This is a genomic window from Collimonas silvisoli, from assembly GCF_018305005.1.
GTDB classification, from domain to species: Bacteria; Pseudomonadota; Gammaproteobacteria; order Burkholderiales; family Burkholderiaceae_D; genus Collimonas; species Collimonas silvisoli.
In genome coordinates, this window is the sequence record NZ_JAGQEG010000020.1 from 1 (window position 1) to 21,423 (window position 21,423).

At 58.9% G+C, this 21,423-nt stretch carries 13 protein-coding genes; 8 read left to right on the plus strand and 5 right to left on the minus strand.

The genetic code is table 11. From position 1 onward, the window contains the following. Positions 1-171 precede the first annotated feature (171 nt). The 4 genes from KHU33_RS07355 to KHU33_RS07370 form a co-directional block, all read right to left on the minus strand. Positions 172-378 (minus strand): MbtH family protein, encoded by a 207-nt coding sequence (locus KHU33_RS07355; RefSeq protein ID WP_211461912.1) that lies wholly within the window; start codon positions 376-378, stop codon positions 172-174. A gap of 20 nt (positions 379-398) precedes the next feature. After that, positions 399-1,727, minus strand: coding sequence for a glycosyltransferase (locus tag KHU33_RS07360; RefSeq protein ID WP_211461914.1), 1,329 nt, complete (start codon positions 1,725-1,727; stop codon positions 399-401). Between the two features lie 24 nt (positions 1,728-1,751). Next, positions 1,752-9,287, minus strand: a complete 7,536-nt coding sequence (locus KHU33_RS07365; RefSeq protein ID WP_230414105.1) for a non-ribosomal peptide synthetase — start codon at positions 9,285-9,287, stop codon at positions 1,752-1,754. Positions 9,288-9,734: 447 nt separating this feature from the next. Then, a complete protein-coding gene (locus KHU33_RS07370; protein WP_211461918.1) occupies positions 9,735-10,265 on the minus strand; it encodes a PaaI family thioesterase in 531 nt (176 codons plus the stop codon). A 352-nt stretch (positions 10,266-10,617) separates the two neighbouring features. On the opposite strand from KHU33_RS07370, the gene KHU33_RS07375 reads away from it, so the two are divergent. The 3 genes from KHU33_RS07375 to aceA all read left to right on the plus strand — a co-directional run bounded on the left by KHU33_RS07375 (position 10,618) and on the right by aceA (position 15,074). Next, a complete protein-coding gene (locus KHU33_RS07375; protein WP_211461919.1) occupies positions 10,618-10,953 on the plus strand; it encodes a hypothetical protein in 336 nt (111 codons plus the stop codon). Between the two features lie 155 nt (positions 10,954-11,108). Continuing rightward, entirely contained in the window at positions 11,109-13,487 is a 2,379-nt protein-coding gene (locus KHU33_RS07380; RefSeq protein WP_230414106.1) for a TonB-dependent receptor, read from the plus strand. A 291-nt stretch (positions 13,488-13,778) separates the two neighbouring features. Continuing rightward, the gene (aceA, locus tag KHU33_RS07385; RefSeq protein ID WP_211461921.1) at positions 13,779-15,074 is read left to right on the plus strand and encodes an isocitrate lyase; all 1,296 of its coding nucleotides are present in this window, start codon (positions 13,779-13,781) and stop codon (positions 15,072-15,074) included. Positions 15,075-15,285: 211 nt separating this feature from the next. Here the strand turns inward: aceA and KHU33_RS07390 are convergent, their stop codons facing one another. Next, the gene (locus KHU33_RS07390) at positions 15,286-15,762 is read right to left on the minus strand and encodes an Lrp/AsnC family transcriptional regulator (protein ID WP_211461923.1); all 477 of its coding nucleotides are present in this window, start codon (positions 15,760-15,762) and stop codon (positions 15,286-15,288) included. 214 nt (positions 15,763-15,976) lie between these two features. On the opposite strand from KHU33_RS07390, the gene KHU33_RS07395 reads away from it, so the two are divergent. The 5 genes from KHU33_RS07395 (at position 15,977) to hppD (ending at position 21,270) form a co-directional block, all read left to right on the plus strand. Beyond that, a complete protein-coding gene (locus KHU33_RS07395) occupies positions 15,977-16,951 on the plus strand; it encodes an ABC transporter substrate-binding protein (RefSeq protein WP_211461925.1) in 975 nt (324 codons plus the stop codon). 120 nt (positions 16,952-17,071) lie between these two features. Beyond that, complete coding sequence (locus KHU33_RS07400; RefSeq protein ID WP_211461927.1) at positions 17,072-18,019, plus strand: ABC transporter permease; 948 nt, start codon at positions 17,072-17,074, stop codon at positions 18,017-18,019. After that, complete coding sequence (locus tag KHU33_RS07405) at positions 18,019-18,813, plus strand: ABC transporter ATP-binding protein (RefSeq protein ID WP_211461929.1); 795 nt, start codon at positions 18,019-18,021, stop codon at positions 18,811-18,813. Before KHU33_RS07400 ends, KHU33_RS07405 begins: the two co-directional genes overlap by 1 nt. 72 nt (positions 18,814-18,885) lie before the next feature. Then, on the plus strand, positions 18,886-20,148 hold the full coding sequence (locus KHU33_RS07410; protein WP_211461930.1) for a Glu/Leu/Phe/Val dehydrogenase dimerization domain-containing protein: 1,263 nt from the start codon (positions 18,886-18,888) through the stop codon (positions 20,146-20,148). A gap of 45 nt (positions 20,149-20,193) precedes the next feature. Further along, positions 20,194-21,270: a 4-hydroxyphenylpyruvate dioxygenase gene (gene hppD, locus KHU33_RS07415; RefSeq protein ID WP_211461940.1), complete on the plus strand. Its 1,077-nt coding sequence runs from the start codon at positions 20,194-20,196 to the stop codon at positions 21,268-21,270. Positions 21,271-21,423 lie beyond the last annotated feature (153 nt).

Here is a 21,423-nt window from a genome sequence, read left to right on the forward strand (position 1 = left end):
GCACCGCGGCCAGCGCACGTTTTGGTTGGAACCCTCCGGGAACGGCTGCAGGCGTCGCATGCCGTTGTTGCAGCTCCTTGCCGTGGCACCGCCACGTTGCGTCGCTGCGCCTAGGCACGCAACGCCTGCCGCGCGTTCGCACTCCCAAATCAATTGTTAACAGGCCCTAGCTCATGTGCTTGCGGCGGCAAGCGAACGCGGCCGCATATCGGTCCAGTTCGATTCGATGAAAGCGCTGCAGGTTGCACGATCGCTGGCAGCCAGGGCGACCGTCCAGCCGTCGGGAATGTCAATGAAGAGCGGCCACAGCGAATATTGCCCTTCTTGATTGCTCAGTACCAGGAAGTTGGCGTTCTTGTCGTCAAACGGGTTATTCATATTCAATCTCCTTGTTGGGCTTAAGCCATTTCCGTGCATGCGGCGTTGATATCGGCAGTCTGCTGCAGCGCCGTCACTGCCTCGGCGATTTCGGCAAGTGCGTGATGGCGCGCGAAATCGTCGCGTAGAATCTTGGCGCGCTGGCGGTATTGGGGTTCGCTCAACACCTTGCGCACGGCATCGCCGATTTGACGCGGACTCGGCTGGGCGCCGCCAAGATTGATGCCGGCGCCGGACCAGGCCACGCGTGCGGCGATCTCTGGCTTTTCCTCGGTGCTTCCCGCCACCACCAGCGGCACGCCAAGACTAAGCGCGTGGTTGACAGAACCGTAGCCGCCGTTGGTCACCATCGCGTGCACTTTGGGCAGCAACCGGTCATACGGCAAGAATGGCAGCACCCGGGCATTTGCCGGTATCGCCAGATTCACGCCGACCGGCAACGGGCCGCCGGTGGTAGCGATGACCTGGATCTCTTTCATTCCAGCCAAAGCGCTCAAGCTTGGGCCAATCAGCTGCGCCGGATTCTGATTGGCCAGGGTGCCCTGCGTGACCAGCACTACCGAACGGCCATCGTCCAGCTCATGCCACCAGTCGGGCGGATTGAAATGACGGCTGGCCGGCGCCAGCAGCGGGCCGACGAAACGTACCGATGCCGGCAAGTCGCTGCGCGGATATTCGAAGGACGCCGAAGTCAGTTGCAGATACAGATCCGGCAAGGTGATCATGGCGTCGATGAAGAAAGCCGGCAGTGCAGGACTGCCCGAGCGTGTCAGCAAGCTATCAAAGTAACGCTGGACCTCGCCGAACATCGCCTGCTTGAGATTGCTGTTCATCGCCAGGTTGCGCAGCCGTCCTTCCGCAGTGGCCGACGGTAGCAGGGCTGTGCCGAAGAACGCTGTATCGCAACTAGATAGCGGCAATGCCGAGATGCCGATGGCAACGATGGCCGGGCGTGCTTGCCGGGCTCCGAGCAACAGCGGGAAAGTGCCGCAGAACATGGTGTCGGTGAGGATGGCGTCGGCGGCGAAGTTCTGCAGGATGGCGCGGATTCCGGCCAGTTGCGGCGCCATGGCGTCAGCGAAAAAATGCTTCAAACCGCAGCACAGCTGCGCATGCGCCGAAGGCAGCCGGCTACGCTCGGGAAAGCGCTGGTCTAGCTGCCGGTAGTCGAAATCGATAGCGCGCTCGAAGGCGGTAAAGGTGGCGCCGGTGGCCTCGGCCTGTGCCTGAAACTGGCTCGCGGTATGTACCCGCACTTCATGTCCGAGGCCGACCAGATGCTGAGCGATCGCCAGCATCGGCAAAACGTGGCCGGGCAAAGCGGTTGCAGCGATCAGATAGCGTGCCATGCGTTGATCCTCAGGTTTGAATTATCAGATACTGATCTCGACGGCGCTGCGCACTTGCTTGATGCCGAGGTTGACGAAATAACGTTGCAGCAAGTCACGATCGACCGGACGTATGGCTGCGCCTAGCGCTTGCAGTTGCGCATGGGTAGCTGCGCCGCAGACTTTGGGCGGTGTCGCCGCAGTGTCGTAACGATCCAGGATTGCCAGCACCGCCGCCAGATCGCGATCCTGGCTGACTGCCAGGCGTGCATGCGCGCGCTGCAGCCAGGACTCTAGCGCCAACGGCTCCAGGCTCAGGCCCAGCCGTTCGAATACCGGCGGGATGTCGCGCACGCGCAATGGCGTCTGGCTCATCAGGTGGTACACCTGGCCCCATGAAGCTTGGGTGCCGGCCAGGCTGAGGATGGCGCGCGCGACGTCGTCTACCGGCGTCAGGTTGAGCGGCAAATCCATATCCGGAATCGCCTTCAGTTCAGCGTACAGATGCGCCACGCGCCAGATCAGATCGACGGCGTTGCAAATCGCATGGGTGTGATCGCCGGTCACCGCGCCCAGCCGGTATATCGTTACCGGCAAGCCGCGCGCCTGCGCTTCCCTGGCCAGTGCGTCGCCCACCCATTTGCTCTGGCTGTAACCATCCAGCAGTCCAGCCCACGACGCCAGCGCCGAACGTTCTGTGACCAGCTCCTCGCCGTGGCCCGGATCAATCACCGCCAGCGTCGAAATATAATGCAAGCTCTTGGCGCGGCCCTGCGCGGTCCAGTCGAGCAAGGTCACCACGCTGTCGACATTGGCGGCTTTCAGGCTGGCGTAGGGATGGAGAAAGTCGACCTGGGCGGCGCAGTGATAAATGGCGTCGCAATTGTCGCGAATCATCTGTACTGCGCGGTCGCCGAGGCCGAGCTGCGGTGCGCCAAGATCGCCTGCCACCACCTCGATCCGAGCGTCGTCCCAGACTGCGGCCAGCTGGCGTTCGGCCAGCGCACGTTGCAGGCGGATCTTGCCCGAATCTGCATCGGCGGCTCGTACATGGCAAATCACACGCGCCGACGTATCGCGCAGCAGGGCGACCAGCAAGTGGCTGCCGACAAAGCCGCTGGCGCCGGTGAGAAATACCAGTGCCGGTGCCAGCAGCGGCGATCCGCCGTGGCTACGGATATGTGCGGGCAAGTGGAGTTCTCGCGACAAGTCGGGCGCGCTAGCCGTACTGCCGGTATTGTCGATCAATGCTGCCAATTCGGCGATCGAGGGGTGGGTATAAATCCCGGCGTGTGGAAAATCGGCGCGGATCTGCTCGCGGATGCGCATGCCGAGCTGAATCGCCAATAGCGAGTGGCCGCCGAGTTCGAAGAAATTGTCATGGACGCCGACTCGCGGCAGATGCAAAGTTTCTGCCCACAGCTCAGCCAGTATTTTTTCGGTTGGTGTGCGCGGTGCGCAATACGGCGTTTCTGCCTGCCGTTCGGGCGCCGGCAGCGCCTTGCGGTCGAGTTTGCCGCTGGGGCTGAGCGGCAAGGCCGGCAGAGTGACGAAGGCGGACGGCACCATGTAGTCAGGCAGGGCCAGCGCCAGATGCTGACGCAGTTCCGCCGGTTGCGGATCGGCGGCGGAGACGGCGACCACATAGGCCACCAGGCGTTTCTCGCCGGGCACGTCTTCGCGCGCAATCACGGCCGCCTGCGCTACCTGCGGATGCCGCAGCAGCACCGATTCAATCTCACCCGGTTCGATGCGGAAGCCGCGGATTTTTACCTGCTGATCGGCGCGGCCGAGGAAATCCAGGCTGCCGTCGCTGCGCCAGCGCGCCAGATCGCCGCTGCGGTACATGCGGCTGCCTGGTGCGCCGTAGGGATTGGCAACGAAGCGTTCGGCGCTCAGCACGGGGCGATTCAGATAGCCGCGCGCCAGGCCGCTGCCGGCGATATACAGCTCGCCGGTGACGCCTGCCGGCACCGGCTGCAAGCCGCCGTCTAGCACATACATCTGGGTATTCCAGATCGGCCGGCCGATCGACGGCAGCTCGGCCGCATTCAAAGGCGAGCTCAACGTAGCGCAGATGGTGATTTCGGTCGGACCGTAGGCGTTAATCATGTATCGTCCCCGCGACCAGCGCGCCGCCAGGGCCGGCGGGCAAACATCGCCGCCTACCACCAGCGTATGCAGGTGGGCGAATTCGCCTGCCGGCAAGGTCGCCAGCGCCGCCGGTGGAATCAGTGCATGGCTGACCGCCTGCCGTGTCAGCAGGGCGGCCAGCTCTTCGCCCAGCAATTGCTGCGCCGTCGGCACTACCAGCGCGGCGCCAGCGGCGAAGGCCATCAGCTGGTCCATGATGGACGCATCGAAACTACATGAAGAAAATTGCAAAACGCGCGAATCCGAGGTAATTGCCAAACGCTCAAGCAGGGCAAGCGCCAGGCTGCCCAGACCCGCGTGCGGCACTACCACGCCTTTGGGCGTGCCGGTGGAACCCGATGTGTAGATGATATAGGCCGCTTCTTGCTCATTACTTTGCTCATCATTTTGCCCATTAAGCGGCCGTCCTCTGCCAAGCTCGCTGTCCGACTGTATCGCCAGCGAGGCGACAATGGCGTCGCTATCGAGAACCAGGCGATGGGGGACGTCGGCCAGTTGCGGCAATTGTGCTGCGTGCGTGATCACGCAGGCTGGCGCCGCTTCGTAAAACACGAAGGAGCTGCGGGCCGCCATGTGATTCGGATCGAGAGGCAAATACGTCGCACCGGCTTTGACGATAGCCAGATGCGCCAGCACCAGATCCAGCGAACGCGGCAATACGGTAGCGACGATCGCGCCGGGAGCGATGCCTTGTCCGCGCAATAGATGCGCAAGCCGGTTGGCTCGGGCGTTCAGTTCGGCATAACTTACCGTAGCGTGATCAAGGATTACCGCTACCGCGTGCGGCTGTACGCTAGCTTGGGCCTCCACCATGGACGCCAGCGTGACTGGCTGCAAGCTGCGCGCGCTGCCGCTCCAGTCGACCAGCAGACGCTGACTTTCCTCGGCGCTCAAGATGTCGATGCTGCTGATTGCATGGTCCGGTGCATCGCAGGCATGCTCCAGCAAATGCAACAAGCGCGCGGCGATGGCTTCGACTGTGCTGCGTTCGAACAGATCGCTGCTGTATTGAATGCCGCCGCTTATGCCGCCCGGCAAGCCGTCGGCGCTACGTTGTTCGCTGAGAATGAAGGATAGATCGAATTTCGCGGTATCGATCGCTACCGGCTGCGGCGTGATCGATAAGCCGGGTAAGCTGAAGGATAGCCGGCTGCTGTTCTGGAAGCCCAGCATGACCTGGAACAATGGCAGGTTGCTGCGTGAACGCTCGGGCCGTAGCAATTCCACCAAACGGTCAAATGGAAATTCCTGATTTGCGTAGGCGGCCAGGTTGGTCGTCCGGACCCGCGCTATCAGCTCACGCAAGCTGGGTTGGCCGGAGGTGTCGGTACGCAGCACCAGCGTATTGACGAAACAGCCTATCAATTCGTCCAGCGCATGATCGCTGCGGCCGGCGACCGGGCTGCCGATGGCGATGTCGTTACCGGCGCCCAAGCGGCTCAACAGGCCTGCCAGTCCCGCTTGCAATACCATGAATACACTGGCCTGGCTGTCGCGCGCCAGTTGCAATATGCGTTGGTGCAGTTGCGGCGCTATTTGCAGCGGCACGACGTCGCCACGATAGCTGGGGGTGAGCGGCCGCGGATGATCCGAGGGCAGCGTCAGCTGCTCGGGGAGATCGCGTAAAGTGGCCCGCCAAAACTCGCGCTGACGGCCAGCCATGCTGTCGGGATCGTCTTCGTTGCCAAGCAATTCCTGCTGCCATAGCGCGTAGTCGGCATATTGCAGCGGCAATGGCGCCCAGCCAGGTGCTTCACCGCGGCAGCGCGCGGCGTAAGCAATGCTCAGATCGCGGCCCAGCGGCAGCAGCGATGCGCCGTCGCCAGCGATATGATGGGTCAGCAACAGCAGTACATGTTCATCCGGCTCCAGCCTGAATAAATAGACCCGCAAAGGGACTGCGCTGCCAAGTTCAAAGCCATGCCCAGCTGCCGCGTGCAACATGGCGGCCAGTTCATCTTCGCTGGTGTCGGCTTCGATCAGCGCCGGGTATGCAGCCGCGCCGTCGAGTATCTGTTGATACGGCAGCCCCGCTTCATTGGGATAGATTGTACGCAGACTCTCGTGACGCTGCACCAGATCGCCCAGGGCTGTGTGCAGAGCAGCCCGGTCCAGTGCGCCGGACAAGCGCAAAGCCAGCGGCATATTGTAGGCAGGGCTGGGGCCTTCCAGCTGGTTCATCAACCATAAACGGCGTTGCGCAAAAGAGAGCGGGATCCGTGACGGGCGTGGCATAGGCGACAAGCTGGGGCGCGCTACCGATTCCTGGTCCAGCCGCTGCGCCAGTCCGGCGATGGTGGATACCTGGAATAAGGTATCCAGCGGCAGATCGATCATGAATTGCTGACGGATCATCGAAATCAGTTGCACAATCATCAGCGAGTGACCGCCGAGTTCGAAGAAATTGTCATGGACGCCGACTCGCGGCAGATGCAAAGTTTCTGCCCATAGCTCAGCCAGTATTTTTTCGGTTGGTGTGCGCGGTGCGCAATACGGCGTTTCTGCCTGCCGTTCGGGCGCCGGCAGCGCCTTGCGGTCGAGTTTGCCGCTGGGGCTGAGCGGCAAGGCCGGCAGAGTGACGAAGGCGGACGGCACCATGTAGTCAGGCAGAGCCAGCGCTACATGCTGACGCAGTTCCGCCGGTTGCGGATCGGCGGCGGAGACGGCGACCACATAGGCCACCAGGCGTTTCTCGCCGGGCACGTCTTCGCGCGCAATCACGGCCGCCTGCGCTACCTGCGGATGCCGCAGCAGCACCGATTCAATCTCACCCGGTTCGATGCGGAAGCCGCGGATTTTTACCTGCTGATCGGCGCGGCCGAGGAAATCCAGGCTGCCGTCGCTGCGCCAGCGCGCCAGATCGCCGCTGCGGTACATGCGGCTGCCCGGTGCGCCGTAGGGATTGGCAACGAAGCGTTCGGCGCTCAGCACCGGGCGATTCAGATAGCCGCGCGCCAGGCCGCTGCCGGCGATATACAGCTCGCCGGTGACGCCTGCCGGCACTGGCTGCAAGCCGCTGTCTAGCACATACATCTGGGTATTCCAGATCGGATAGCCGATCGGAACGCGCTCTGGATCCGGTTCTGTATCCGATTTTGCAGCTGGTCCGCGGCGGCATTCCCATGCGGTGACATCGACCGCGGCTTCGGTTGGTCCGTACAGGTTATGCAGTTCGCAGGCAAGGCGTTGCTGGAATTGCGATTGCAGTACCGGCGCTAGCGCTTCGCCGCTGCAAATTACCCGCCGCAGCGTGCCGCACGCAGCCGCCGCAGGTTCAAGCAGGAAGACTTCCAGCATCGACGGCACGAAATGGATGGTGGTGATGCGCTCGCTGGCGATCAAAGCGGCCAGATAGGCCGCATCCTTGTGGCCGCCAGGTTTTGCCAGCACCAGTGTGGCGCCGTCTATCAGCGGCCAGAAAAATTCCCATACCGAGACATCGAAGCTTGAGGGAGTTTTCTGCAATACCCGGTCGTCGCTCTGCAAGCCATAGCGGGCTTGCATCCAGCGCAGGCGATTGACGATGGCGCGGTGCGATACCACTACGCCTTTCGGGGTTCCGGTAGAGCCGGAGGTGTAGATCACATAAGCCGGATGCAGGGAGCTAAGCGGCGCAATGCGCAGGCTGTCATCGAGATTTGTGCCGGCATAACCGTCCAGGGCCGTCACCGTCTGCGGCAGATCGAGCAACAATTTGGGGACATTGTCCGGCAATGTCTGTGCCTGGGCAGTGGTGGTGATCAGGCAAACCGGCTGCGCATCGCCGAGCATGAAAGCGATGCGCTCTTGCGGGTAGTCTGGATCGAGCGGCAGGTAAGCAGCGCCGGTTTTCAAAATTGCCAACAGTGCGACCACCAGTTCCAGCGAACGCGGGACCGCAATCGCCACCATGCGCTCGGGGCCGGCGCCACGCGCACGCAGCAGATGCGCCAGTTGATTGGCGCGTCGATTCAGTTCAGCGTAGCTGAGTTCCTGGCCCTCGAAGCGCAGGGCGATAGCTTGCCCATTGCGTGCAGCCTGAGCTTCTATCAGCGCCGGCAGATTGCTGTCCGGGACTGCGGTATTTGTGTCATTCCAGTCGGCCAGCAATTGCTTGCGCTCGGCCGCATCAAGCAGATCTATGCGGCCGATTCTTTGCGTCGGTTGCCGGATCACCGCTGTCAGGAAGGTCAGCAGCCGGCGTTGATGATCGGCCAGATCCTGCGCCGTATACAACGCAGGATTGGCGTCAAAATCGATCTGCAAGTCCTGGCCGTTGCCGCGTTCGTAAAGAAATATTCCTAGATCTTCGGCAGTGCCGTTGGACAGATTGCGAGGCTTGGCGGCATGCTCGCCGAAACGAAAATCGTAATCGAACGGCTCGACGTTGATCACGGTGGTGAACAGTTGCCGGTTGTTGAGCAGCATGCCCAAGTCATTGCGCAGGTTTTCGTAACGATAGGACTGATGCCGCAAGATCTGCCGCATTTGCCGCCCGACTGCCCGAATCAATTCTTCGATTGGCAGTTCTGCACTCAGCGCCAGACGCAGCGGCAAGATATTCGCCACCATCGCCGGCACGCGCCGCATGCGATCGTTGTGACGTGCCGTGACCGGCACGCCGATCACCATATCCGCGACGCCGGTAGCGCGATATAGGTAGGCAGCGGTGGCGGCAATCAAGATCTGCGGCAGGGTGGCGCCCAGTTCGCGCCCGATGCTTTGCAGAGCGCTCACGCTGGCAGCCGGCAGATAAACCGTCTGGCGTAGCAAACCACCGATGTTGGCCGAGCGCTGAGCGGCCAGGCTTAAAGGATCCGGGGCATCGCTAAAGTGCTCCATCCAATACTGGCGGTCCCGCGGGAAGCGGCCAGACTCGCGGTAAGCGCTATCTTCTTGCGTCAGCTGCGAAATCGGTGCGAAACGCGATTCTTCCGGGGCGGCGCTGCGGTTGACGAGCGCGCTGTAAACGTCTGCCAGGCGCCGTGCAATCAGGCCGCCGCCGAAGCCGTCGAGTACGATGTGGTGGCTGCGGTGGTACCAGATATAGTGATCCGGCGCGGTGCGGATCAATGCCGACATCCATAACTGTCCGTGCGTCACGTCGATGTTGCGGCTGAAATCGGCGCGCATCCAGGCTTCCGCTGCGGCGCTTGGATCATGGTCGCGACTGAAGTCGAGATAGGGCAGTTCGCCGTTGAAGCTCGCCGCCACGATCTGTTGCGGCCCATGTTCGGTATCGACGAAACGCAGGCGTGCTGCCTCGGCTTCATTTGCCACTTCCCGCATGGCAGCGAAGAAATGCACAAGATCTATCTCGCCGAAGATATCGACGGCCTCGGCCAGGTTGAAGTTGGTGTCTGGCGACGCGAATCTGGCGCCAAGCCACATTGCCATTTGACCAGGGGTCAGAGCTGCTGTGACAGTAGAGCGATCGACGGTATCCAAGCGTTTCTCCATATCATGAGTGACTGCGGCAATGATTTTCATGGCACGGGATGAATGCGTGGCTCACCCTCTGATGCGGGGGGAAATATGGATAGCCCGTTCGCGTTAATGCAGCCGTCAATCCGCACAACCCCTGGATTGGAGGTTTGATTTTGTTGCAATGCGATGAATGGTATTTGCGATGCTGCAGGCAATCGAATATTTCCAAATGGAAATTAATTTGGGCCAATATAACTTGCCGATTTCTGCTTTACTAGCTATTAAAAATGACAGCTGGTTAAAATTGCCAGATGGTGATAAAAGGCAGGCGCCTATGTCGAGCGCGATAGCTTTTAATTAATTTTTTTAAGCGCTATGCTGCGTTGCAGTATGTGAAATCACGCTGAACGCTTAGGCCCATGAATGTGGAATCGGATCTCGGCGTCCCGTGCCGTAAGCGTTGTGATTTTAGGACAGTGCAAACACCAGGCAGGTAGTGGTCGCATGGGCGTAGATTTTGCCGTCGACATCAACGATATTCGCTTCCGCCACGCCGACCCTGCCACCGACCTGGATCACTTTGCCGATGGCGCGCACCGGGCCGGTTTTATCGGTCAGCGCCCGAATCAGATTGACCTTCAACTCCAGTGTGGTGTAGCCGCTGCCCTTGGGCAGCATCGATTGCACCACGCAACCCAGCGCCGAATCCAGCAAGGTGCAAAAGTAGCCGCCATGCACACTGCCGATGGGGTTGTAGTGCCGCATGTCTGGCGTGCCTTGAAACACCACGCGGCCGGGTTCCGCCTCGATCAAGGTGAAGTCCAGCGTTTGCGCAATCGGCGCTACCGGTAACTCTCCGTTCAGGATGCGCTGTAAAAATTCAGCGCCGCTGTATTGTTTCAATTGCTCCAGCGAGGCCACGCCGGGAGCAGCCAGTCTGGCGCGCACGGCGCTTTCCTCGGCTTGCCATTGCGCCAGAATTTGTTCACGGTTGGGCATTTTTCCTCCTGTTCGTTGCTGATGGGTAGGGGAGCTTATTTTTGCATCACGTTGTTGTTGCAGCTTAACTCAACGCATTGTAAAGATTGCCGGCACGATTTGAGCTGTGTAATTTTAATTTGATGAGCAACACGACGCTCAAATTGTGCAACTGTGTTGCAAGCAATGCCGGTTCGCGATTACACTCACAGTCTGACGTCTTTGATTTTTACCAGAGACATAACCCAGGCCAAAACCGTATGTATCGCCAGCCGACCAGACCGATCCAGCCATCGCCGCGCTTAGCGTGTGAGACGGACGCGTCTGCAGATTTGCGGCAGATAGCAGCGCCTTGCCGCCGCAAGGACATCGCATGCGCCTGATCGCCGAACCGCATTTCGGCGCCCGGCGCCGCTTCAAGCTGCGCATGCAGCAGATCGCGCTGTGGCTGGCGCTGGCCATCCTGGTGTTGCAACTGGTCGGGATGGCTTTCCACAATCATAGCCTGGCCGACGTTTCGTCCGACTGTGTCAGCTGCGATCTGGCTGCCGATTTCCCGTCTCCTGTCTCCTCCAGCCCGGTGCCGGTGCTGACCCCGGTCCTGATATTTGCGTATCGCGCCGCTGTCGAACTGGTCTATGCCTTCATACCGGCACAAGAGCATTACCTGACTCCGCATTCCCAAGCCCCGCCGATTTCCCTCGCCTGACGTTTCCCTTTTTGTTTCTGACCTGGGACAGCCCCGACGCTGTCTGCAATCCATCTTCCGACCGCGTGGCAGCGCTTGCCGTCGCCCCGGAAATGGCGGTCGGGCTATTCGCGGGGTTATTCCCCCTGGGTTATTTCCCTTACTGGAGTTTGAGAATGAACACACGCTTGTTGCGTCGACTACAACTAAGCGCCCTGATTGCGCTCGCCTACGGCATTGCTATTCCTGCCGCTTATGCGCAGTCCGTCGCAAAACAAATCAGCGGCGCTATCCATGACGCGCTCGGCCATCCTTTGCCTGACGCCACGGTCGCCTTGAAAGATGCGCGCGGCAATACCGTCGGCAGCACCAGGAGCGATCAGCAAGGACATTTTGTCTTTAGCGACATTGCTCCCGGCAGCTATGCCATCAGCGTTGGCAAGCCGTCCTTCCAGTCGGAAACCGGCACCGTGACGGTGGCTGACGAGGCGGGCGCTACTGCCGACATCACCTTGAAAGCCAGCCAGGCCGGCACGGTCGAGGCAGGCAGCGCGGTGGTGATCACTGCCGATCGCCTGGATCGCGCCAGGAATGGAATTCAGGTAGAGACCGGCAGCAGCATTTATCGCATCGGCCGCAAGGAAATCGCCGCCATGCCGCAAGGCGAAGACACGGCATTCAATGAAGTTTTACTGCGCGCCCCGGGTGTGGCCCAGGATTCCTTCGGCCAGCTGCATGTGCGCGGCGATCACGCCGATCTGCAATACCGGTTGAACGGCATCATTTTGCCGGAAAGTATTTCCGGCTTCGGCCAGACCCTGGATACCCGTTTTGTCGACAGCGTCAGCGTCCTCACCGGCGCCTTGTCCGCGCAATACGGTTATCGGACAGCGGGGGTGGTCGATATTCATACCAAGAACGGCGAACTGGCCAACGGCGGCAATATCGGCGTGCAGATCGGCAGCAACAATACGCGCCAGGTCAGCGGCGATGTCAGCGGCAGCACCGACACCTTCAGCTATTACGTCAACGGTTCTTTTGAGGCCAACAATCTGGGCATCGAAAATCCAACCGGCGCTTCCAGCGCCTTGCACGACCGCACTTTGCAAAACAAGGCTTTCGGTTATTTTTCCTATCTGCTCGATGCGGATACGCGCGTCAGCCTGATCCTGGGCAATTCGGACGGCCGGTTCCAGATCCCGAACAGGCCCGGGCAGACGCCCGGTTTCCAGCTGGACGGTGTGACGGATTATCCGTCGGCTAACGTCAACGAACGGCAGCGCGAAACCAATCGCTACGGCATTCTTGCCTTGCAGGGAAAAATCGGCTCCGACATCGATTACCAGGTAGCGGCATTCAGCCGTTACTCGAAAGTGCTGTTCGAGCCGGACCAGGTCGGCGACCTGTTGTATACCGGCGTCGCCTCCCGCGTATTGCGGACCGGCCTGGCGAACGGCTTGCAGGCTGACGGCAGTTACCGTTTGAACGCCAACCATACGCTGCGCGCCGGGATCAACTATACGCGTGAGAATTTAAAGAACAGCAGCAACTCGCTGACCTTCCCGGCCGACGACAGCGGCGCGCAACTGTCGACGCAGCCGATTTCTCTTGCCGACAGCAGCCAGAAAACTACCAACCAGACCGGCTTGTATCTGCAAGACGAGTGGAAGCTGAACGACAAAGTGACGGTGAACTACGGCGCCCGCGCCGACTGGATCAATGCCTACGTCACCGCCAGCCAGTTCAGCCCGCGCATCGGCGTGGTGTACCAGATGACGCCGCAAACCACCTTTCACGCCGGTTACGCCAGATATTTCACGCCGCCGGCCAGCGAGCTGATCGGCTCCAGCACCATCGCCAGCTTCAACGGCACCACCAATGCTTCCGCCAGCAGCCAGAACGACCCGGTGCAGGCGGAGCGTTCGGATTATTTCGACTTGGGCGTCAATCATCAGCTGACACAGCACCTGACGCTGGGGCTGGATGGCTACTACAAGAAAGTCAAGAATCTGCTGGACGAGGGGCAGTTCGGATCGGCCTTGCTATTCACCCCGTTTAACTACGAACATGGCAAGGTCTACGGTCTGGAACTGACGCTGAACTATCGCAAGGGTGATCTGGGGGCGTATCTGAATCTGGCGCGCTCCACGGCGTTGGGCAAAAATATCGTGTCCGGCCAGTACAACTTCGGGCAGGATAAGCTCGACTACATCTCCAGCCACTGGGTGCATCTGGATCACGATCAAGCCATCACCGCATCGACCGGCGTCTCTTACCTGTGGCAAGGCACGACGCTGACGGCCGACGCGCTGTTCGGCAGCGGCTTGCGCAGCGGCTTTGCCAATACCGATCACTTGCCGGCGTATACCGAGGTCAACCTGGGCGCCAGCCATGTATTCAGCGATAGCCCGATCGGCAAGTTCACTACGCGTCTGAGTGTGATCAATCTGTTCGACAAGGTCTATGAGATCCGCGACGGCTCGGGCATTGGCGTCGGCGCGCCGCAGTTTGGGCAGCGGCGCGGTTTCTATCTGTCGATGACAAAATCGTTCTAATACGCCAAGTGTGAAGCCGGGGAGCTTGCTCCCCAGCCTTTGATCGCGATATTTCAGAATACGGAATTTGCGTTTCATAATATGAAATATGAAAATGCGAAGCACCATTTTCATATTTCACTCTCAGGGATTTTATTTCATATCGCGAAAATTGAAAATTAAGTCATTGAATTTAAACGAAATAAAAATACTTATATGTCTTATATAAGACATTGTTGCCTCGCACAGATAAGCCTACTATTTAGTCATCGAATTTGATTTCACTTTTTTGTTTTTAACAGGAGAACGACGATGACTACACGTGAACAGCAAGTAGCAGCATTGGCCAAGGACTGGGCCGAGAACCCACGCTGGAAAGGCGTTACCCGCAATTATTCAGCGGAAGACGTGGTCCGGTTGCGCGGTTCGGTACAGATCGAACATACGCTGGCAAAGCGCGGCGCCGAGAAACTGTGGAACCTGGTTCACGATGAGCCCTTCGTCAACGCCCTCGGCGCACTGACCGGCAATCAAGCGATGCAGCAAGTCAAGGCTGGCTTGAAAGCGATCTATCTGTCGGGATGGCAGGTTGCCGGCGACGCCAACCTGGCCGGCGAAATGTATCCTGACCAATCGCTGTATCCTGCCAACTCGGTACCGCTGGTGGTCAAGCGCATCAACAATACTTTCCAGCGCGCTGACCAGATCCAGTGGTCGGAAGGCAAAAACGATATCGACTTTTTCGCGCCTATCGTGGCGGATGCCGAAGCCGGTTTCGGCGGCGTGCTGAATGCCTATGAACTGATGAAATCGATGATCGATGCCGGCGCTGCCGGCGTTCACTTCGAAGATCAGCTGGCCTCCGTCAAGAAGTGCGGCCACATGGGCGGCAAGGTGCTGGTGCCAAGCCGCGAAGCAGTCGAAAAGCTGAACGCTGCGCGTCTGGCGGCCGACGTCTCCGGCACATCGACCCTGGTGATCGCTCGCACCGATGCGGAAGCAGCCGATTTGCTGACTTCCGACGTCGATGACAACGACAAGCCTTTCCTGACCGGTGAGCGCACCGTTGAGGGTTTCTACAAGACCCGTCCAGGCATCGACCAGGCTATCTCGCGCGCACTGGCTTATTCGCCTTACGCCGATCTGGTGTGGTGTGAAACCGGCAAGCCGGATCTGGCTTTCGCCAAGAAATTCGCAGAAGCGGTGCATGCCAAGTTCCCGGGCAAGATGCTGGCGTATAACTGCTCGCCATCGTTCAACTGGAAAAAGAACCTGGACGACGCCACCATCGCCAAGTTCCAGAAAGAACTGGGCGCCATGGGTTACAAGTTCCAGTTCATCACGCTGGCCGGTTTCCATGCATTGAACTACTCGATGTTCAACCTGGCGCACGGTTATGCACGCAACCAGATGTCGGCTTTCGTCGAACTGCAAGAAGCCGAATTCGCTGCTGCCGACAAGGGCTTTACCGCGGTCAAGCATCAGCGCGAAGTCGGCACCGGTTATTTCGATGCAGTGACCCAGGCTATCCAGCAAGGTCAGTCGTCGACTACCGCTTTGCACGGTTCGACCGAAGATGAGCAATTCTTCGAGTCCAAGGTTGCCTAAGTTAACTAAGTTGCTTAAAGCGGCGACTTCGAATAATTTCCGCGGCGTCATTCCCGCGCACGCGGGAATCTATTTTAGGCTGCAACTTGGATCCCCGCGTTCGCGGGGATGACGACTCATTTAGGGGCGCCGGCATTTTCATGTCAATAGCCTGGAAAGCCGCATCCCATAAGGATGCGGCTTTTTTATTTGGCCCGCCGCTGCATCTATCTCATACCGCAGGCAGCGGCAGCATATTGGTCGCCTTGATTTCATCCAGGCAGACACTGGAACGCACACCGCTGACGCCACGCATGCGCATCAGCTTTTCCATCAGAAAATCCGACAGTTCTTTCAAGTCGTGTGCGGTGACCTTGAGCACGTAGTCAAAATCGCCGGTGATTGAATAACACTCCAGAATCTGCGGCCATTCATTGATGGCGATCTTGAATCCCGACAAGTCATTGATATGGCCTTTTTCCATCGATACGTGGACAAAGGCGATCACGTTCAAACCCAGGCTGGCCGGGCTCAGCCTGGTTTCGTAGCCGACAATGAAGCCCGCCTGTTCCAGCCGGCGATGGCGGCGATGGCATTGCGGAGCAGATAAATTGACCGCTTCCGCCAGTTCCAGGTTGGATGCCCGGCCGTTTTGCTGCAAGAAAGTCAGGATTTTGCGGTCGATTTGATCGATATCAATTTTATGCAATTTATTCTCGATTTGTGGATTTATAGAGAAATTATATTTCATAAGCGCTTAAAAATCGGGCTCAAGTCGCAAACCAATTTTCAGCGTTAAAAGCTATACTTTTTTCAGAAAAAAATCTGTAGCAGCAAGGAGAACAACCCTTGTCGCAATATAAAGAAGCCGTTTCATAAGCCGATTTCCGGCAATCAAAACAGACTAATCTGGAGACAAATCCATGAAATTTCCTTTCTTGCGTTCCGCTATCGCATCTGTAGTCCTGCTCAGCCTGGCAAGCGTATCCGCTCCGGCTGCCTATGCCGCCGACAAGACCGTGGTCGTCACGGCGATTGTTGAACATCCTGCGCTGGACGCCGTGCGCGACGGCGTCAAGGATGAATTGAAGGCATCCGGTTATGAGGCCGGCAAAAACCTGAAGTTCGAATACCAAAGCGCCCAAGGCAATAACGGCACGGCAGCGCAGATCGCGCGCAAATATGCCGGCAGCCAGCCGGATGTCGCGGTCGCGATTGCGACGCCGTCGGCGCAGGCGCTGGTGGCCGCTACCAAGAGCGTGCCTATCGTGTTCGCCGCCGTCACCGATCCTGTCGCGGCCAAGCTGGTGAAGAGCTGGGATGCCTCCGGCACCAATGTCACCGGTGTCTCCGACATGTCGCCACTGACAAAGCAGATCGAGCTGATTCGTCAGGTCGCGCCCAAGGCCAAGCGCATTGGCGTTATCTATAGCCCGGGCGAAGCGAATTCGGTGTCGATCGTCGAATCCCTCAAGAAGCTGCTGGCCGGCACCGATCTGACTTTGGTCGAAGCCGCCGCCGCCCGTACCATTGATGTGCCTAGCGCTGCGCAGAGCCTGATCGGCAAGGCCGATGTGATCTACGCGCCGACCGACAACAACGTCATGTCGGCGCTTGAAGGCGTCGTCAAGGTTGCGGAGCAAGCCAAGTTGCCTATCGTCGCTGCCGATACCGGCGCGGTCAAACGCGGTGCGGCGGCCGCCATCGGCTTGAATTATTACGATCTCGGCCGTCAGACCGGCAAGATCGTGGTGCGCATCCTGAAGGGCGAAGCGGCTGGCAAGATCGCCTCGCAAACCAGCAACACATTTGAGCTTTACGTTAATCCTAAGGCTGCCCTGAAACAAGGCCTGACCTTGCCGGCTGAGCTGGTCAAGTCCGCCAAAGTCGTCGAATAAGGTAAGTGCGGATGGCCGTTGCGGTCATCCGTATGTTGCATCGTTGGTGATTCTGTTTTGTTGGTGAACCGCCTGCCGCTTGGCTGGTCAGGCGGTTCTGCAGCCTATTTAAGGAAGTTTATGTCGCTCATCGCTTCGCTCGGCGCCATCGAGATCGGCCTGATTTTCGGCCTGGTCGCGCTTGGCGTGTTCTTGTCTTTCCGTGTCGTCAATTTTCCCGATCTGACGGTCGACGGCAGTTTTCCTCTTGGCGGCGCAGTCGCCGCAACGCTGATTGTCTCTGGCTGGAACCCCTTCCTGGCTACCTTTATCGCACTGCTGGCCGGCGGCCTGGCGGGTTGCGTGACAGCCTGTCTGAACGTGTATCTGAAGATCATGCAATTGTTGGCCAGCATTCTGGTGATGATCGCGCTGTATTCAGTCAACCTGCGCATCATGGGCAAACCTAACGTCGCGCTGATCAGCGAGCCGACCGTATTCAGCATGATTCACGTTGGCGCATTGCCGGATTACTGGGTGCAGCCTTTGGTGATGGCGGTGATCGTGCTGATTGCCAAGCTCTTGCTGGATGCTTTTTTCGCGTCCGAGACCGGGCTGTCGATGCGCGCCACTGGCGCCAATGCGCGCATGGCGCGCGCCCAAGGTATTTCCACACACCGCCAGACCGTTTGGGGCCTGGCTATTTCCAACGCACTGGTGGCGCTGGCTGGCGCGCTGTTTGTACAGACCCAGGGCGGCGCCGATATTTCGATGGGCATAGGCACCATCGTGATAGGGCTGGCGGCGGTGATCATCGGCGAGACGGTAGTGCCGGCGCGCAGCCTGGTGATTACTACTGCGGCCTGCATCTTCGGCGCCGTGCTGTACCGTTTCTTCATTGCGCTGGCGCTGGATATGGATTTCATCGGCCTCAAGGCGCAGGACTTGAATCTGGTGACTGCCATGCTGGTCGGATTTGCGCTGTTGATACCTAATTTCAAACGCAGCTTCGGCCGCATGCGCGGCAATGTGAAACTGAAACCATCAGGCGCTAGTGTTTTGCCAGCCACCCGGGAAGGGGAAAACTGATGTTGCAACTGAAAAATCTGGAAATTACTTTCAATCCCGGCACGCCTATCGAAAACAAGGTGTTGCGCGGCCTCTCGCTGGAAATTCCATCAGGGCAGTTTGTCACGGTGATAGGTTCCAACGGCGCCGGCAAGTCGACCATGTTGAATGCAGTCAGCGGCGATCTAATGGTCGATAACGGCAGCATCAAGATCGATGGCGTCGACGCCACCCGCCGCTCCAGCTGGCAGCGTGCCGATCTGGTGGCGCGGGTATTCCAGGACCCGATGGCGGGCACCTGCGAAAGCTTGACGATTGAAGAAAACATGGCGCTGGCATGGAAGCGCGGCAGCGCGCGCGGCCTGCGTTTTTCGCTGAACCGCAACCTGCGCGAACTGTTCCGCGACAAGCTCAGCATTCTGAACCTGGGCTTGGAAAATCGTTTGTCCGACCGCATGGGCTTGTTGTCCGGCGGCCAGCGGCAGGCGGTCAGCCTGTTGATGGCCTCGTTGCAGCCGTCGCGCATCCTGCTGCTGGATGAGCATACCGCCGCGCTGGATCCGAAAACCGCCGCCTTCATCCTGGCGCTGACAGCCAAGATCGTCGAATCCAGCCAGTTGGCGGCGATGATGGTGACGCACAGCATGCGGCAGGCGCTGGACTACGGCACGCGCACCGTGATGCTGCATGAGGGCAGGGTCATCCTGGACGTGCATGGCGATCAGCGGCGCGGTCTGGATGTGCCGGATCTGCTGAGAATGTTTGAAACCACACGCGGCGAAAAAATTGACGATGACAAGCTGTTGCTTGGATAAGTATTGCTTGAACAAATATTGCTTGACCAAGCGGACAGCGTTATCGCAACCACAGATATCTCAAGGAGAAGTATGAAGGCTTTACTGAATGCGTTTGAAAGCAAGGCGCCGGAAATCGTCTTTGAATGGCATGACGCAGAAACCCCTGCGCGCGGCTGGATTGTCATCAATTCGCTGCGCGGCGGTGCGGCCGGCGGCGGCACGCGCATGCGCAGCGGCCTGGATCGGCGCGAAGTGGAATCGCTGGCAAAGACCATGGAAGTCAAGTTCACCGTCTCCGGCCCGGCCATCGGCGGCGCCAAGTCGGGCATCGATTTCGATCCTGCCGATCCGCGCAAGGATGGCGTGCTGAGCCGCTGGTACAAGGCGGTCACGCCTTTGCTGAAAACCTACTACGGCACCGGCGGCGACTTGAATGTCGACGAAGTGCATGAAGTGATTCCGATGACCGAGCGTTACGGTTTGTGGCATCCGCAGGAAGGAATTGTCAACGGCCATTTCCAGCCTAGCGACAGCGAGCGGATTCAAAAGGTCGGACAGTTGCGCATGGGCGTGGCCAAGGTGGTGGAGGATGTCCGTTACACGCCAGCCGCCAGCCGCAAATACCTGGTGGCAGACTTGATCACCGGCTGGGGCGTGGCGGAGTCCGTATTGCACTACTACCGCCTGTACGGCGGCAGCGTGGCAGACCAGCGCGTGATCGTGCAGGGCTGGGGCAATGTCGGTTCGACGGCGGCGTATTATCTATCCAAGGCCGGTGCGCGCGTGGTCGGCATCATTGACCGCAATGGCGGCCTGATCAACGCCGATGGCTTTAGCCATGAAGAGGTACACGCCTTGTTTCTGGCGAAGCAGGGCAATCAGCTGATTGCTGAGAACATGCTGTCCTTCGAGGCTTGCAATGCCGCCATCTGGAGCGTCGGCGCGGATATTTTCCTGCCGTGCGCCGGCTCGCGCCTGGTCAAGCAGGAGCAGGTGGATCAGATGATTGCGAATGGCCTCCAGGTGGTTTCCAGCGGCGCCAATGTGCCGTTTGCCGACAGCGATATTTTCTACGGCCCGATCTATGAATATGCCGATAATCGAATAGCTGTGATACCTGATTTTGTTGCAAACTGCGGCATGGCGCGCGCCTTTGCTTTCTTGATGCAGAGCGAGGTCGAAATATCGGATGAAGCCATCTTCGGCGATGTCTCGGCGACCGTGGCCGCAGCCTTGGAAAAATGTCACAGCCATTCCGCCAGCCATACCGGTATCGCAAAAGTGGCTTTTGAAATCGCTTTGCAACAGCTGATTACGCCAGCAACCCAGGAGCCGGTTGTTACCTATAACTGATCCAGTTTGATTCAGTCCACCAGATTTTATATTTAGGAGTGCATCATGTCCGACCTTTTTGAAAACCCCATGGGCCTGTGCGGCTTTGAATTTGTCGAGTTCGCCTCGCCAACCCCCAATGTGCTGGAGCCGGCATTCGAAGCCATGGGCTTCGTCAAGGTGGCGCGTCACCGCTCCAAGGATGTGATGCTGTATCGCCAGGGCGATATCAATTTCATCATCAACTATGAGCCGAAAAGCCCTGCCTATTACTTTGCCAAAGAGCATGGCCCGTCTGCCTGCGGCATGGCGTTTCGCGTGCACGATGCGCACCTGGCGTACCAGCGCGCACTGGAGCGCGGCGCCGAGCCGATGGAAATTACCACCGGCGTGATGGAGCTGCGCTTGCCGGCGATCAAGGGCATCGGCGGCGCGCCGCTGTATCTGATCGATCGCTTCACTCCCGGCAAATCGATCTATGACATCGATTTTGAATTCATCGAGGGGGTTGACCGCAACCCGGTCGGCGCCGGCCTGAAAACCATCGACCATCTGACCCATAACGTGTATCGCGGCCGGATGGCGCATTGGGCCGCCTTTTACGAGCGACTGTTCAATTTCCGCGAAATCCGCTATTTCGATATCAAGGGCGAGTACACCGGGCTGACATCCAAGGCCATGAGTGCGCCGGACGGCAAGATCCGCATCCCTTTGAATGAAGAATCATCCAAAGGCTCGGGACAGATCGAAGAATTCCTGATGCAGTTCAACGGCGAGGGAATCCAGCATATCGCCTTGCAAACCGACGATCTGCTGAAGACCTGGGACGCCTTGAAAAAAATGGGCACGCCGTTCATGACAGCGCCGCCGGCCACCTATTACGAAATGCTGGAAGGCCGCTTGCCTGGCCACGGCGAGCCGACCGCCGAGCTGCAAACCCGCGGCATCCTGCTGGATGGCGTCTCGGACGATCAGGGCCAGCGCCTGCTGCTGCAGATCTTTTCGGCGACCACGCTGGGGCCGGTGTTTTTCGAGTTTATCCAGCGTAAAGGCGACGAGGGTTTTGGCGAAGGCAATTTCAAGGCGCTGTTTGAGTCGATAGAGCGTGATCAAATACGTCGCGGTGTATTGAAATCCGAATAAAGACAGTTGGGTTTTAACAACAACTTGCCTTGGGGTAAGATTGTGCTGATATTATGGCTGCTCAGCTTTACCCCAGGCAACGCTGAAATGGCAGCGTAAGGCAGTAGTAGTGGCGGTAAAGCGACGGTCATGGCGAGGGTGCCATGCTGTCGT

Excerpts from the sequence above, each read along its gene's own strand:
- KHU33_RS07355 (WP_211461912.1), bottom strand. The coding sequence starts at position 378 with ATGAATAACCCGTTTGACGACAAGAACGCCAACTTCCTGGTACTGAGC.
- KHU33_RS07375 (WP_211461919.1), top strand. The coding sequence starts at position 10,618 with ATGCGCCTGATCGCCGAACCGCATTTCGGCGCCCGGCGCCGCTTCAAG.
- KHU33_RS07370 (WP_211461918.1), bottom strand. The coding sequence starts at position 10,265 with ATGCCCAACCGTGAACAAATTCTGGCGCAATGGCAAGCCGAGGAAAGC.
- KHU33_RS07400 (WP_211461927.1), top strand. The coding sequence starts at position 17,072 with ATGTCGCTCATCGCTTCGCTCGGCGCCATCGAGATCGGCCTGATTTTC.
- aceA (WP_211461921.1), top strand. The coding sequence starts at position 13,779 with ATGACTACACGTGAACAGCAAGTAGCAGCATTGGCCAAGGACTGGGCC.
- hppD (WP_211461940.1), top strand. The coding sequence starts at position 20,194 with ATGTCCGACCTTTTTGAAAACCCCATGGGCCTGTGCGGCTTTGAATTT.
- KHU33_RS07380 (WP_230414106.1), top strand. The coding sequence starts at position 11,109 with ATGAACACACGCTTGTTGCGTCGACTACAACTAAGCGCCCTGATTGCG.
- KHU33_RS07360 (WP_211461914.1), bottom strand. The coding sequence starts at position 1,727 with ATGGCACGCTATCTGATCGCTGCAACCGCTTTGCCCGGCCACGTTTTG.
- KHU33_RS07405 (WP_211461929.1), top strand. The coding sequence starts at position 18,019 with ATGTTGCAACTGAAAAATCTGGAAATTACTTTCAATCCCGGCACGCCT.
- KHU33_RS07395 (WP_211461925.1), top strand. The coding sequence starts at position 15,977 with ATGAAATTTCCTTTCTTGCGTTCCGCTATCGCATCTGTAGTCCTGCTC.
- KHU33_RS07410 (WP_211461930.1), top strand. The coding sequence starts at position 18,886 with ATGAAGGCTTTACTGAATGCGTTTGAAAGCAAGGCGCCGGAAATCGTC.